Annotated in this window: 11 protein-coding genes; 2 read left to right on the top strand and 9 right to left on the bottom strand. The window is 73.3% G+C overall.

Annotated elements, in window-relative coordinates; translation table 11 throughout:
- Window positions 1–2 precede the first annotated feature (2 nt).
- Both O7624_RS00595 and O7624_RS00590 read right to left on the bottom strand, forming a co-directional pair.
- Entirely contained in the window at window positions 3–785 is a 783-nt protein-coding gene (locus O7624_RS00595) for an FkbM family methyltransferase (protein WP_282238463.1), read from the bottom strand.
- A gap of 55 nt (window positions 786–840) precedes the next feature.
- Window positions 841–2,373, bottom strand: a complete 1,533-nt coding sequence (locus tag O7624_RS00590; RefSeq protein ID WP_282238462.1) for a glycosyltransferase family 39 protein — start codon at window positions 2,371–2,373, stop codon at window positions 841–843.
- 148 nt (window positions 2,374–2,521) lie between these two features.
- Between O7624_RS00590 and O7624_RS00585 the strand changes: the two genes are divergently transcribed.
- Together O7624_RS00585 and O7624_RS00580 are read left to right on the top strand one after the other, a co-directional pair.
- Window positions 2,522–2,947, top strand: coding sequence for an Hsp20/alpha crystallin family protein (locus O7624_RS00585; RefSeq protein WP_282238461.1), 426 nt, complete (start codon window positions 2,522–2,524; stop codon window positions 2,945–2,947).
- A 105-nt stretch (window positions 2,948–3,052) separates the two neighbouring features.
- Window positions 3,053–3,511 carry a hypothetical protein gene (locus O7624_RS00580; protein WP_282238460.1) on the top strand — a complete coding sequence of 153 codons (459 nt, stop codon included), beginning with the start codon at window positions 3,053–3,055 and terminating at the stop codon, window positions 3,509–3,511.
- Window positions 3,512–3,515: 4 nt separating this feature from the next.
- Here O7624_RS00580 and O7624_RS00575 read toward each other — a convergent pair whose 3' ends face one another.
- From O7624_RS00575 to O7624_RS00545, 7 genes are all read right to left on the bottom strand, one after another.
- Window positions 3,516–4,217, bottom strand: coding sequence for an ABC transporter ATP-binding protein (locus O7624_RS00575; RefSeq protein WP_282238459.1), 702 nt, complete (start codon window positions 4,215–4,217; stop codon window positions 3,516–3,518).
- Window positions 4,214–5,182 (bottom strand): ABC transporter ATP-binding protein, encoded by a 969-nt coding sequence (locus O7624_RS00570; protein WP_282238458.1) that lies wholly within the window; start codon window positions 5,180–5,182, stop codon window positions 4,214–4,216. The genes O7624_RS00575 and O7624_RS00570 overlap by 4 nt, the downstream gene beginning before the upstream one ends.
- Window positions 5,179–7,860 (bottom strand): ABC transporter permease, encoded by a 2,682-nt coding sequence (locus O7624_RS00565; RefSeq protein ID WP_282238457.1) that lies wholly within the window; start codon window positions 7,858–7,860, stop codon window positions 5,179–5,181. Before O7624_RS00565 ends, O7624_RS00570 begins: the two co-directional genes overlap by 4 nt.
- Before the next feature lie 52 nt (window positions 7,861–7,912).
- Window positions 7,913–11,110 (bottom strand): ABC transporter permease, encoded by a 3,198-nt coding sequence (locus O7624_RS00560; RefSeq protein ID WP_282238456.1) that lies wholly within the window; start codon window positions 11,108–11,110, stop codon window positions 7,913–7,915.
- Between the two features lie 53 nt (window positions 11,111–11,163).
- Window positions 11,164–11,907, bottom strand: a complete 744-nt coding sequence (locus O7624_RS00555) for a thymidine kinase (protein WP_282240500.1) — start codon at window positions 11,905–11,907, stop codon at window positions 11,164–11,166.
- Window positions 11,908–12,033: 126 nt separating this feature from the next.
- On the bottom strand, window positions 12,034–13,428 hold the full coding sequence (locus O7624_RS00550; protein WP_282238455.1) for an MFS transporter: 1,395 nt from the start codon (window positions 13,426–13,428) through the stop codon (window positions 12,034–12,036).
- A gap of 21 nt (window positions 13,429–13,449) precedes the next feature.
- Window positions 13,450–14,220 (bottom strand): glycerophosphodiester phosphodiesterase, encoded by a 771-nt coding sequence (locus O7624_RS00545; protein ID WP_282238454.1) that lies wholly within the window; start codon window positions 14,218–14,220, stop codon window positions 13,450–13,452.
- Between the last annotated feature and the right edge of the window lie 38 nt (window positions 14,221–14,258).

Below are 14,258 nucleotides of genomic sequence, written 5' to 3'. Positions count from 1 at the left end.
GGTCAACCCCGTGGCGTGCGGACGCAGTACACGTCGCCGGAGTTGGCCTCGTGCGGCAGCGCGAGCAGGTGCGCGGCCATCTCCTCGGCATCGACCCAACGCCCGAGGGTCAGCGACTTGTCGTCGCCGAGCGCCACGTCGAACCCGTCGAACCCGAGCGTGGCGAGCCGGTCCAGGCACCGCACCGCGACCGCCCGTCCGATCGTGGTGAACTCGAACGACAGGGCGGGCAGGGGGCGGCTCAACCCGGCGAGCACGGCGTCCTCGAAGCCCTCCACATCGATCTTGACGAAGGCCGGCGTGCCGTGCTCGGCGATGAGCGTGTCGACGGTGGTCACCGGCACCTCGATCTGACCGTCCCAGACCTGGTCCTCCCAGCCGCCCGCGCCCGCGGCGGCGGTGACGAAGTCGGTGGAGGCGGTGGAGACGGTGGGGTTGGCCGAGTTGACCAGGAAGCCGATCCGCCCGGGTTGGGCACCGCAGGCCGCCTCGATCAGCGTGACCTGGTCGTCGGCGGCGTAGATGGCCCGCAACGCCCGCAGGCACAGCGGTTGCGGTTCGACGGCGACGACCCGGGCGCCGAGCCGGCGGAAGGTGCCGATGTGGTCTCCCACGTGCGAACCGATGTCGAAGACCAGGTCACCGGTGCGGACGAAGCGGGCGTAGAACGCGTCCATCGCCGCGTCCCGGTCGGGATCGCCGTAGTAGACCTCAAGCGATCGGCGCAGCGAGGCGGTGCGCGGGTCGGTCTTGAGGGCCTCGACCGCGGCGGAGTGGGTACCCATCGCAGCACCTTAACCCGCCCGGCGTGCTCGCCGTGGCGGTCCGCGTGGCTGCCGTTCACCCCGTGTGACGTACCTCGGCGTCCCAGATGTCGGCCCACGGACGCCGCAGCCCACGGCACAACCAGATCGGTCCGCCGTTCTCGTCGTTGTCCACCGCCACCCCCAGGTCCACCCGCCCGGCGAGGGTGACGTCGGTGAACCAGGACCGTAACCGGTCCGGCCGCGACCACCCGACGGCGATCACCACGTCGGCGCCGTCCGGCGGCCGGCCGAAGTCGGCCATGCTGTTGTGTCCGGAGTACGCGGCGGGCAACCCACGCTGCGGACCGAAGCGGGCCACCGCGCCCGCCTCGCCGTAGTTGCCGGTGAGGATGATCGCCCGGTCCTGCTCCTGCGCCGGCAGGGTGCGGTGCACGGCAGCCAGCGAGTCGGTGAACGCCGGCCAGCCGATGGTCTCCCCGGCGTCGTAGTTGACCGCCACGACGAAGCCGGGCAGCCGGTCGGCCGGCAGGACCGGCAGCAGCAGCACCACGTTGCTGGCGGCGGTGAGGACGACAACCGCCGCCAGCAGGGCGCGGCGTACCCGACTGCGCGCCGCCCAGCTGGCGGCGACGACCGCTCCGGCGGCGGTGAGCACCAGCAGCAGCGGGGCGTCGTAGTAGCCCTTGCCGCCGACGACCAGCACGATGCCGGCCACCACCAGCCACGCCCAGCCGAGCGCCCGGTAGCTGCGCCAGCCGGCCCGGCGCAGCAGCACCACCAGCCCGGTCACCCAGATCGGCACCACGAACGGACTGATGATCACGAAGTGCAGCAGCAGGGCGTCGAGCCGACCGCTGTAGGAACTGTCCCCGCCGGAGATCGTCGCGGCGACTCCCAGCTGCGGGAAACCGTTCACCGCCTGCCAGCTCAGGCTCGCGGCGGTGAGCAGCCCGAACAGCGCGGTGGCGGCCAGCACCCAGCGGTCACGGAGTAGCCGGCGAGGCCCGGCCAGCGCCAGCCCGGCCACCAACCCCACGGCGAGCAACGCGGGCAGCAGCTTGTTGGACATGCCGACGCCCAGCACCAGCGCGACGGCGAGGGCCCACCGGCCGTCCCCGGTGCGCAGCAGTCGTACCGTGCACAGCGCGGCGGCCAACCAGACCACCAGGTCGACGGTGCTGGTGCTGAGCAGATGACCGGTGGCCAGCACGATCCCCGACGTGGCGCCGAGCAGGGCGGCGAACGTCTGTGCGCTCCGGTCCGCGCCGAGCTGCCGGGCGGTCGCGGCAACCAGCAGCACCGCACCTCCGGCCAACAGCGCCGACGGCGTCCGCAGGGCGAGCAGGCTGCCGGGGGCGACCGTGTCGGTGAGTCGGGCCAGCGCCGGTACCAACGGCCCCTGGTCGACGTACCCCCAGTCTAGGTGCCTGCCGGCGAGCAGGAAGTACAGCTCGTCGCGGTGGTAGCCGTAGCGTGGGGCCAGAGCCAGCAAGACCAGGGTGACCGTCGCGGCGACCAGCCACGGCCCGGTGGTCCGGGGACCGGGCTCGGGGGCCGGCGGCTGCTGTGTCGCACCGGTTCGGACCCGCGGCGTCGCCGTTGTCACTGTGACATTGTCGCCCGTGCCCGCCAGGTCGGTAGTGCTCGACCGGACGACTTGACGGTGGGCGTCGGGCGCGCTAAATAAGAAGCAGAAGTTGAGTCATGCGGACTCAACTAAGGACCTTCGGCCAGGAGAACCGAGGAGGCACCCGATGCTGATGCGCACCGACCCGTTCCGTGAGATCGACCGGCTCGCCGAGCAGTTCTTCGGCAGCACCAGCCGTCCGGCCGTCATGCACATGGACGCCTACCGGGACGGTGACCACTTCTACGCCGCCTTCGACCTGCCCGGCGTCGACCCGGAGAGCATCGACTGCACCGTGCAGCGCAACGTGCTGACCGTCCGCGCCGAACGCCGCCGCCCCGCCGGCGACAACGTCGAACTGGTCGCCGCCGAACGCCCGATGGGCGTCTTCAGCCGCCAGCTCTTCCTCGGCGAGACCCTCGACACCGACAAGCTTGAGGCCGGCTACGACAACGGCGTGTTGACGCTGCGGATCCCGGTGGCCGAGCGGGCCAAGCCCCGCCGGGTCACCATCAGCGCGACCGGCAACGGCCGCAAGGAAATCAAGTCCTGATCAACGATTCGCCCCCGGCGTGGCCGGACGGGACGCGGTGCGGTCCCGCCCGGCCACGCCCACTTTCCGCCCGCCGCGCCGGCCGATTCTCTACCGTCGAGTGGTGTGGGCGCTGCGCAGCCGTGGAGCAGACCGGCCCGGCGACGTCATCCGATGCGGACCGGCCTCGCCGTCGCCGGAGCCGCGGTGGCGCTGTGCTGCGTCGGCGTCGCCGGCCTGGGCGCCTGGAATCTGCAACTGGTCACCCAGGCCGCCGCCCCGGTTCGCCAGACCGCCGAAGGGTTCCTGCGCGAAGTCACCGCGGGCGACACCGGCAGCGCGTACGAGCGGCTCTGCGCCGACGCGCGTACCCGGTGGAGCGAGATCGGCTTCACCAGTTGGGTACGCACCCCGCCGGTGGTGCGCGACTACGAGATCGTGGACGTGTCCGTGGCCACCCGCGGCGGCCGACCCCACGGCAAGGTCACCGTGCTGCTGACCCGCGACAGCGGCAGCACCGAACAACGGGACCTGTCGGTGGTGCGGGAGGACGGCGGCTGGCGGGTCTGCGGCGACCCGTACTGACCTGTCACACCCCGATTGACTCGGCCGCCTCGACCAGCCGACCGTCGCGCAGCACCAGCACCCGGTCGGCCAGCTCCACAAGCGTCGGGTCATGCGTTGCCACCAGCGCGGTCATGCCCCGGGCATGCACCAGCGCCCGCAGCAGGTCCATCACCGCCCGGCCGGTCTCCGAGTCCAACTGGCCGGTCGGCTCGTCAGCGATAAGCAGCGCCGGATCGTTGGCCAGCGCCCGGGCGATCGCCACCCGCTGCTGCTGCCCGCCGGACATCTCGTACGGCCGCTGCGCCGCGTGACCACCCAGCCCGACCAGCTCCAGCAGCACCGACACCCGCTGCTCACGGTCCGCCGCCGGAACCTTCGCCAGCCGCATCGGCACCCCCACGTTCTCCGCCGCGGACAGGATCGGAACCAGCCCGAAGGACTGGAACACGAACCCGATGGTGTCCCGACGCAGCCGCAGCAGATCCTTCTCGCTGGCCGCGGTGACCTCCTGACCGGCCACCCACACCCGCCCCGAGGTGGGCCGATCCAGGCCGCCGATGAGGTTCAGCAGGGTGGTCTTGCCCGCCCCGGAACGGCCCCGCACCGCGACCAGCTCACCGCGACCAGCACGCAACGAGACGTCCCGCACCGCGTGGACCACCCGGTCGCCACCGCCGTAGTCGCGGCTGAGCCCCTCGACCCGGATCAGATCCTGCTCGCTCACCGCGTACTCCTCTCGTCGCCGGACCGGACCTGGACGTGGTCCGGCTCCAGGGTCAACCTCACCCGGTCCCGCAGCGCCAACGCGTCGACGAAACCCGCCGGAAGCTGCATCCGCCCGGCCCGGTCCAGCACCGCGTACTCCTCGGTCACCAACTCCTCGACGCCGTCGGCGCCGACCCGCGCCGTGCGGTGCACCTCCGAGGCGGTGCGGCCGTCGCGGATCGACACCGTACGGCGCACCTGTGCGGCGACCTGCGGGTCATGGGTCACCACCACCACGGTCACCCCCAGCTCGGCGTTGATGGTGCGCAGCGCGGCGAAGACCTCCCCGGCCGTCGCCTCGTCCAGCTCACCGGTCGGCTCGTCGGCGAAGAGCACCTCCGGGTCGTTGGCCACCGCCACCGCGACGGCGCAGCGCTGCTGCTCGCCGCCGCTCATCTGCCCCGGCCGACGATCCGCGCAGTAGCCGACACCGACCATCTCCAGCAGCTCGGCCGCCCGCCGCCGAGCGGCCCGGCCACCCCGGCGCGACAGCCGCATCGGCAGCTCCACGTTCTCCCGGGCCGTCAGGTACGGCAGCAGGTTGCGGGCGGTCTGCTGCCACACGAACCCGACAGTGTGCCGCCGATATCGCAACCGCTTGGCGGCCGACATGGTCAGCAGGTCGTAACCGGCCACCCGGGCGATCCCCGCGGTCGGCGTGTCCAACCCGGACAGGATGTTCAACACCGTCGACTTGCCGGAACCGGACGCGCCCACGATGGCCAGCAGCTCACCACGGTCAACCACCAGGTCGAGGCCCTGCAACGCGACGACCTCCACCCCCTCGCTGGTGAAGATGCGCACCAGCCCGTCGCAGACGATGTGCCCGCGCAGGCGATCCGTGCCACCGGCCCGGGCGGCGGCTCGTTCCGCCGCCCGCCGTTGCAACGTCGCCAGGTCCGGAACCTCCGACACCACCGTCACGGGTTCTCCTCTCCCAGACGCAGCACCTCACCGAGGCGCATCCGTCGGTTCAACAGGTTCTCCACCACCAGCCCGGTCACCAGGCCCAGCACCACCAGCCCCAACACCGAAGCCAGGACCAGCGGATCCAGGTGGTCGCGGACCGGCACGCCGGGCACGAACGCGGACAACCCGAGGGCCGGCCCCAGGATCCGGGGCAGGGCCACCCCCACCGCCGCCCCGGTCAACGCCGCGACCAGCACCAACGGCACCAGCTCGTACACCAGCAACCGCCGACCACGGCCGACGGACAGGCCCAGGGTGCGCAGCCGGGACAGCATCCGCCCCCGCCCGGCCGCGTCGGCGACCACCGAGAACCCGACGGCGAGCACCGCCAGCGCGGTACCCCCGGCCGTGCCGGCGGTGAACGCCAGGGTCAGGACGTCGTTGGCCCCGGTCCGGTCCAGGTTTTCGCGGTACGCCCGCCAGGTCTCCAGGGCCGCCGGCACCTGGGTACGCGTCACCTCCACCCCGAGCACCGCCGACTGCCGCCGCCGTTGCGCGTCGTCGGCCACCCCCAACAACTGCGCCTGATCGATGTCGTCACCGGCGACCAGGTACCGGTTCGGGATGATCGGCGTGTACTCGTACTCGGGCAGCGCCTGCCACGGCAGCACCACGAACCGTTCGGTGCCCAACCCGACGCCCGGGAAGGCGTCGGTCACCTCGGCGACCCGGAATTCGTACAACCTGCCCTGCACATCGACGGCAGCCCGGTCGCCGACCTGCGCCGCCACCTGCGACGACACCACCGCCGGTACCGGCCCGTCACCCCGGGCGGCAGCCCGCAGGGCGGCCGGCACATCCACCTCTACACCGCTGCGCGCCACCACCTCCGCGAAAGCCGGGCCGTCCACCACCAGCACCCGGGCCGTGCCGATCTGCCGCGACGGCACCCCGGCCCCCGGCGCCAGCCGACGATTCGAGTCCACCCACACCCGAGCCACCGCCGTCACCCCGGCCACCCCGGACAACGCGTCCTGAGCATCGGGGGAGAAGGTGTACCCGGTCAGCCAGGCATCCGCCGGCACCGTCAACGTGGCCGCCCGGTCCCGGGCCGCCGCGACGGTGGTGGTGACCACCCCACCGAAGACCCCGGTGCTGACCGCGACGATCAACACCGCCAACGGACCCAGCGCCACCGGCGCACCCCGTCCGGCGCGGGCGACACCGAGGAACAGCACCGCACCCCGGGCCCGCGCGGCCAGCCGACCGGCCGCCCGCAGCGGCCACGGCAACAGCCGCACCGCCACCAGCGCGGCGGCGACCGCGACCAGCACCGGCACCGAACTGAGGTACGCGTCGACCCCGGCGCCCGGGTCGAGACCACGGCGGCGCAGCAACACCACCCCGAGCGCGGCCAGCACCAGCACGCCCGCCTCGACGGTCAGCCGCCGCACCGACGGCCGTCGCCACGCCACATCGGCACGCCCGGTCACCACCCCGACCCGCCGCTGCGAGTGCATCGCCAAAACCGGCACCACGGCGGTGGTGAGCACCGCCACCGCCAGCACCAACCACGGAAACGCCCCGTCGCGACCCGGGACCCGGCTGCCCACAAGCCAACCGACAAACACGGCGAGCGGCTGCACGGGCGCGGACTCGGCGAGGCTACGCAGCCCGATGGCGGAAAGCGCCGCACCCCGGGCCCGCAGCAACGCGAACTCGTCACGTCGCCGCAGCACCGTCAACCGCGCCGCCAGCACGATCAGCCCGAGCAGGCTGGCGACCAGCCCCGCCTGCACGACCGCGAGCAGGGCCTGCACCGCGTGCAGTTGCCCGGCGAACCGCGACAGCGCACCGTCCAACGACGTCTGCACGGTCGCCCCCGAACTCCACGACATGCGGCGGGCCTCGGCCACCGCCGCCGTCACCGACTCCAGCGTCGCCGCGTTCAGGCGTCGCTCGTCGAGGCGGTACCGCCAACCACCGACCGCGGGGACACCACTGCCGGCGGAGACAACGTCCACCCCGACCCAGTCGGTCACCCCCGCCACGATGTACGGCTCACCGTCCAGCACCGGGACCACCGGCTCCAGGGCGTAGCCCAGGTCGTCCCAGACCGGGTCAGCGGCGTCTCGCGGCTCGAACACCCCGACGAGGTGCGCGTCCGCCTGACCATCGCGCCCCGCGAACCGCAACCGTTGGCCGGCACGCAACGACAGCGTCTCGGCCACCGCCCCCGACACCACCACCTCCGCCGGGCCACCCGGGCGGGTACGGGGCCAGCGCCCGGCGGTCAGCTCGGCCGCCTCCACGACGCCGGTCTGGGCGCGTAGACCGAACATCTTCCGGGCACCGCCGTTCATCGGCGGCTCGTCGCCGATGGCGAACAGTTGCTCCTCGTCCAACGACGCCGCGTACCACCGGCGCTCCACCAGGCCCGGCAGCGGCTGCGGCAACTCGGCGGCGTAGCGGTCCAGGTCCGCCTGCCCGGCAGCCACCGGCGCGGGCCGCTGCCCGGCGAGTGACACGTCCCGCACCAGGTGCGGCAGCCGGGCCACGTCGGCGCGCAACCCCCGATCGGCGTACTCCCCGGCCAGCCGCGGCGCGGCGGTCAGCAGCAGCGCCGCCACCAACCCCAGCACCGCCAGCAGGCCCACCTGCCCGCCGTACGCCCTGATCCGCCTCGCGCTCACTGGGCCGACCTTTCGTTCGCGACTGCGGGGCTCGCAAGCTCACTCCTCGCGTTCACTGGTCCTCCCCGGTGCGCAGGTGCGCGGCGGTGAGCCGCCGCCGCACGCTTACCGACACCGCGGCGCTGAACGCCAGGGCCAGCGCCAGCAGTCCGACGCCGGTACCCAGCACCGGCGGCCAGTCGACGCTGAGCAGCGGCGGAGGATCGGGGCGGTCCGCCGACGCAGTCAGGATCACCAGCGGCGCCATCGTCGCCGCCACCCCGATGCCCACGGCCAACCCCACCAGCACACCCATGCCGGCGAGGAACGACTGCTCGGCCAGCAGCGACCGGGCCACCAGGCGGTGACCCGCGCCGAGGGTGTGCAGCACCGCCAGTTCCCTGGCCCGGCGGCGTGCCGTGGCGCTGACGTCCACGGCCACGCCCACCGCGGCCAGCAGCACCGCAGCCAGGGCGGCGACGAAGAGCGCGCCACGGGCACCCACGCCGAACGGGTCGCGAGCCAGCTCGTCGGCGACGTCCTGGCGGTCCAGCACGGTCAGGTCGTCGAGCGCGGCGGCGGCCCCGGCGACCTGTGCCGCCGCACCCGGCCGGGCGGCGACCCACCACTCCTGCGGCGAGCGGACGATGCCATGCTCGTGGAACAGCCGGGTACGCAGCGACGGCAGGTCGACAAGCAACGCGGCGTCCTCGACGTCGCCGGGCAGGGCCGTGACCCGGTCCACCAGGACCACGTCGACCTCGGCGCCACCCAGGAACAGCCGGGTCTGCGCCCCGACGTCGACGTGCAGCATGTCCAGCGCCGGACCGGTGGCGACCACCGGCACCCGGCCCGGGCCGGCGGTCCGGGTGACGGCCAGTTGCACAGGGGTGTTCCGGGCGAACCAGCCCGCCGGTATGTCCCGTTCGTAGCGACCGGCCAGCGTGGCGCCGGAGACGGTCGGCGCGGTGGCCGCACCGGCGCGGTCGACCAGCTGCCACGGCCCGTCCGCAGTCAGGTCCACAGGTGTGCCGGTGGTGGTGTCCGGGCCGGCACGCAGGTTGGACAGCCGCCAGTCGAGGTTCAGCCGCGGACCACCGAGGGTCTCGGCGGTGAAGCCGGCCAGCCGCCACGGCCCGTCGCCGGCCGGCAGCTCGACGGAGAACCGCAGCGGCTCACCATCCCAGCCGGTCGAGCCCAGCGCCACCCGACGGTGTTCGCCCCGGGCGTCGCTGAGCACCACCTCGTGACGGATGGGCACGCCACTGTCGACGTCACCGCGGGTACGTAGCTGGCCGGTCAGTCGGGTGCCGGTCGGCAACACCGCCTCCGGTGCCGGTACCCGCGCGTCGGCGAGGCCGCCGAGCAGCCGGTCGGTGGATCCACCGGCCAGGTCGGCACGTAGCCGCAGCACCTGGTCGGCAGCACCGGCGTCCACCGCCACCATGGTGGCCGGCTCGGCGCCGGCGCCGAGCCGTACCGGCTCGCGCCAGGCCGGCAGGACCGCCCGGATCCCCGGCAGGTCGGCGAGCTGGTCGGCGCGGCCGTCGGGGGCGGCGCCGGTGGCCTCGGTGAGCCGCAGGTCGGCACCGACCCGGTGAGCGGCCTGGTCGTCGAGGGAACGTTGCGAGGTCCCGGCGAGGGACCAGGCCAGGGTGCCGACCGCCACGGCGAGGGCGAGCAGCAGCACCGGGCCGGCGTGCGGACGCCGCCCGGCCTGCCAGGTGCCGAGCATGACAGCGGTCCACGGCCGGCGGTCCACCCAGCGTTCCGTCAGCCGCACCAGCGGCGGCAGCAGCCGCAACGCGAGCACCGCCCCGGCCAGCACACCGAGCGTCGGCGCGGCCGCCAGCAGCGGATCCACGCCCAGCTGACCGCCCCGGGACCGGGACAGCGGGGACGAGTACCTGCTCAGCTGGTACCAGCTGAGCAGGGCCAGGCCGACGAGCAGGACGTCCAGCCCGGCCCGCTGCACCATGCCCCGCCGGCTCGGGCGGGAGCGGCTGGCCAGGTCCGCGACGTAACTGTCGCCGCGGCGCAGACTCGGACCGATCATCGCGGCCGCGCAACCGGCGGCCGCGAGCCCGGCCACCAGCCACACCGTCGGGTCGGCCCAGTCCGGCCGCAGCGAGACGGCGGCGAGTCCGGGCAGCCGGTCGGCCAGCCCCAGCAGCTCCACCACGAGCGGCGGGGCGAGAAACACGGCCGGCAGGACGACCAGGGTGGCTTCCCGGGCGGTCAGCCGGGCCACCTGCCAGCGGGCGGCACCCCGGGCGCGCAGCAGCGCGGTCTCACCCCGCCGGTGCTCGGTGAGCAGGATCGCCACGAGCAGCAGCGCGTACCCGCCGAGCACCACCACCAGCAGCATCGGGGTGACCAGGGCGGACCGGCCGACGAGGGTGGCCTGGCGCAGCCGCTGCACCAGGTCCACCAGGTCACCGCTGACCACCGCCGACTCGCCGAGGCCGGCTTCGGCCGGGCTGCTCGTGGTGATCCGGCCGGCGGCGTCGGCGAGCCGGTCCAGGGCGGTCGGGCCGACCCCGGCCAGGTCAGGCTCGACCAGCCAGCCGGCGGAGGCGTTGGCCAGGAAGTGGGTGTCGAAGTCATCCCGGGACACCGTCATCGGGCCGTAGGTGGCCGCCTGCGGCAGCGAACCGGTCGTCGTCTCCGGCGCCAACCGCCAGTACGCGGAATCCGGGTCGACCGGAGTGAACACGCCCGTCACGACGACCTCGGTGACCTGCCCGCTGAGCCCGTCGGTGATCGGGATGCGGTCGCCGACCCCCACCCGCAGCGTCGTCGCGGCCACCTCGGCGATCGCGGTCTGCACCGGACCGGCCCCGGTCTGCGGCCACGACCCGGCGGTCAGCCGCGCGTGCGCGGGCAGATCGTCGAGGAACATCACCGACGCGTAGGTGGCCCCGCTGCGGTCGGCGACGGCGTCGCCGGTGTCTCCGCGCAGCTGCCGGCCGGCCGCGTACCCGGCGGTGCTGACCCGGGCCGGTAGGCCGGCCAGGTCGGCGGCGACCTGCTTGCGCAACGCGTCGTCACGGTCCCGCAGCGCCTCCGCGGTGCGGCCGGCGGAGGCGCGTACCAGAATCGAGCGTTCCTCGGCGGTTGCCGCCGTCAGCACGTTGCGGGTGCCGGAGTCGACGACGTCCCGGTTGTACGCGGCCAGACCGGCGAGCGCGACGGTGGCCACCAGCGCCGCCCCGGCGGCCGCCAGCAGCAGACCCCTCGTGGCCCGGGCACGCCGCAACGCGAACCTCATGTGTCCTGTACCCCCGCCGGTCCGCGGGCCGGTGTGGCCCCTGGTTGCTGCCGTCATGCACCAGGAGGGGCCGAGTCCCGCGAAAGGTTCGCAGCGGTGATCGTTTCGTTATGCAGGGACGCGGCTCCGCTGCCGGGGCCCAGGTCACCGGCGCGGTGGTGCCGCCGGCAGAGCACCTGGTACCGCACGTCCGCGGTGTCGACGGTGTCGCCGATGACGACCTGCTCGCCCTCGCGGGCCACCCGCCCGTCGGCGACCCGGGCGTTGAGCAGGCCCTCACGGCCGCACCAGCAGAGCACCTCGACCTGGATCCGGGCCACCGAGTCGGCCAGTTCGAACAGCCGCTGCGCCGCCGGGAACAGGCTGGAGCGGAAGTCGGTGGCCAGGCCGAAGGCGTACACGTCGACGTCGTAGCTGTCGACCAGGTCGGCCATCTGCTCCACGTGCTCGACCCCGTAGAAGCTGGCCTCGTCGCAGATCAGGTAGTCCACCCGCACCCCGTCGGCCCAGGCGTCGCGCACAAGCGTCCGCAGGTCGAGCGCGTCGGTCACCTCGATGGCCTCGTGGGCCAGCCCGATGCGGGTGGTGACCTGCGGGCCCAGGGAGCGGTCGATGCGGGTGGTCACCAGTCCCCGGCGGCCCTGGCGGGCATGGTTGTAGTTCATCTGCAGCGCCATCGTGGACTTGCCGCAGTCCATCGGCCCCCAGTAGAACCGCAGCGCGGCGGCGTGCGCCGGCCGCCCGTCGACGCCACGGGCGGCGACGCACCCGGCCGGGCTGTCGCCCGCAGCGGGCAGTGTCGGGCGGGCCAGGCAGGTCGGTACGGCGTCGTCGGTCGTCACGGACCGGCAGCCTAGTGCGGTGTGCTCCCGGCTGGCGCGGTCGACCCGGCCGGGGTGTCGATCATCGCATCGTCGCCCGGGTCAGAGCACCCGGGGCGGGGTGTTGCCGGCGGCCACGATGGCCCGTCGGATCGGTACCGCCAACAACAGCAGGAAGCCGACCACGAAGAAGATCAGCAGCGAGACCAGACCGACCCGGTAGGAGTTGGTGAGCTGGAACACCAGCCCGAACGCCGCCGGTCCGAGCCAACTGGTGCCCTTGTCGCTGATCTCGTAGAAGCCGTAGTACTCACCCTCCTTGCCGTCGGGGATCAACTGACTGAACAGCGACCTGCTCAGTGCCTGGCTGCCGCCGAGGACCAGGCCGATGGCCGCGCCGAGCACCATGAACGGCAGCGGATCCTCAGCGGGCAACCGGAACGCCGCGACGATCACCAAGGTCCACAGCACCAGGCTCAGCAGGACCGTCTTCCACGCCCCGATCCGACCGGCCAACGCGCCGAGGGCCAACGCGCCGCCGAAGGCCAGGAACTGCACCAGCAGGATCGTCACGATCAGGGTGCTCTGCCCCAGCCGTAGCTCCTCGGTGCCGTACACGCTGGCCAGCGTGATAACGGTCTGGATGCCGTCGTTGTAGACCAGGAACGCCAGCAGGAAGAACAGCGTCAGCGGGTACGTCTTCATCCCCCGCAGGGTGCGCCCGAGCTGCCGGAACCCGTCGGTGAGCACGTTGCCGCGGCCGGCGGCGGCCAGCGCGGCGGCGGTCGGGTGCTCCCGCAGCCAGCGCAATGGCACCAGGGTGAACGCCGCCCACCACAGCCCGGCCGACACGATCGACCAGCGGGCCAGATCCAGGGTGCGCTCGGCGGTGCCGTTGTCGAACGACTGCACCACGACCAGGTTCAACGCCAGCAGCAGACCGCCGCCCAGGTAACCCAGCGCCCAGCCCCTGCTGGAGATGCCGTCGCGTTCGTCCGGCCCGCCCAGCTGCGGCAGGAACGAGTTGTACACCACGATCGACGCCCCGAAGGCGATGTTGGCGATCAGCAGCAGCACACCGCCGAGCAGGTACCGGTCGCCGGTGACGAAGACCATCGCGGTGGTGGCGAACGCGCCGGTGAACGCGCTTGCGGCCAGCAGCCGCTTCTTGTGCAGCGACCGGTCTGCGATCGCGCCGATCACCGGCAGCACGAAGACGGTCAGCAGCACCGACAGCGAGATCGTGTACGGGTAGTACGACCCGGCGGCCACCTTGATGCCCAGCGGATAGACGTAGCCGCTGCAGTTGTCGGCACCGGATTCGCAGCCGGCAGCGAGCTTGGCGACGCTTGTCAGGTACGGCCCCAGGAACACCGTGATGACTGTGGTCTGGAAGGCCGAGTTCGCCCAGTCGTAGAAGTACCAGCCGGTGCGTTCGCGCCGGGTGCTTCGCGGTGGTGGGATGTCCTGCGCCGCCGGGGTGACCGTCTCGGCCATGGGGGTCCTCCGCCCAGGTGTTCAGGCGGCCCAGTGGCCGCGGCTGCGGTAGACGTCGCGCAGCACGCCGACGTGGTCGGTCATGATGCCATCAACCCCAAGATCAAGTAACTCGTGCATCTCGGCAGGTTCGTCGATCGTCCAGACGTGCACCTGCAGGCCGAGCCGGTGGGCCGTGCGCAGGAAGCGACGGTCGACCACCGGCACCCGCCCGTAGCGCACCGGCACCTGCGCGGCCACCACCGACGGCGGTAACCGCAGCGGCCGTCCGGTCCACGAGGCCCACCGCAGCCGGGCCACTCCGCGTACCCCGAGGCTGGTGGCGACGCGTCCGCCGGTCAGCGCCCGCAGCCGGGTCAGCCGGGCGTCGCTGAACGAGGCCAGCAGCACCCGGTCGGCGGCGCGAGCCCGGTCGACAGTGGTCACCGTGGGCGTAACCCCCTGGTCGGACTTGACGTCGATGTTGAACCGCACCTGTGGCCACGCGCCGAGCACCTCGTCCAGGCGCGGCACCACGGCGGAGCCGCCGACGCGCAGCGTGGCCAGGTCGGCCCAGCGCATGGCGCCCACCCGGCCACGCTGCCCGGTGACCCGCTCCAGGGTGTCGTCGTGGAACACCACGGCCACCCCGTCGGCGGTGCCGTGCACGTCGGTCTCGACGTACCGGTAGCCCAGCTCGACCGCCCGCGCGAACGCGGCGGCGGTGTTCTCGTCGCCGTCGGCGGCGCCGCCGCGATGGGCGAAGGCCAGCGGCGCCGGTGCGTCGAGGTAGGGGTGCGCGTTCGTGGGCACGCGGCGCAGTATGCCTGGCCCCGGTGACCGCCCGGTGG

It is taken from the genome of Verrucosispora sp. WMMD1129, from assembly GCF_029581255.1.
Classification (GTDB): Bacteria; Actinomycetota; Actinomycetes; order Mycobacteriales; family Micromonosporaceae; genus Micromonospora; species Micromonospora sediminimaris.
This window is presented reverse-complemented; position numbering and strand designations above follow the sequence as displayed.

What these genes read in the sequence shown, in the direction of transcription:
- O7624_RS00595 (WP_282238463.1), bottom strand. Translation starts at nt 785, where the DNA reads ATGGGTACCCACTCCGCCGCGGTCGAGGCCCTCAAGACCGACCCGCGC.
- O7624_RS00550 (WP_282238455.1), bottom strand. Translation starts at nt 13,428, where the DNA reads ATGGCCGAGACGGTCACCCCGGCGGCGCAGGACATCCCACCACCGCGA.
- O7624_RS00585 (WP_282238461.1), top strand. Translation starts at nt 2,522, where the DNA reads ATGCTGATGCGCACCGACCCGTTCCGTGAGATCGACCGGCTCGCCGAG.
- O7624_RS00560 (WP_282238456.1), bottom strand. Translation starts at nt 11,110, where the DNA reads ATGAGGTTCGCGTTGCGGCGTGCCCGGGCCACGAGGGGTCTGCTGCTG.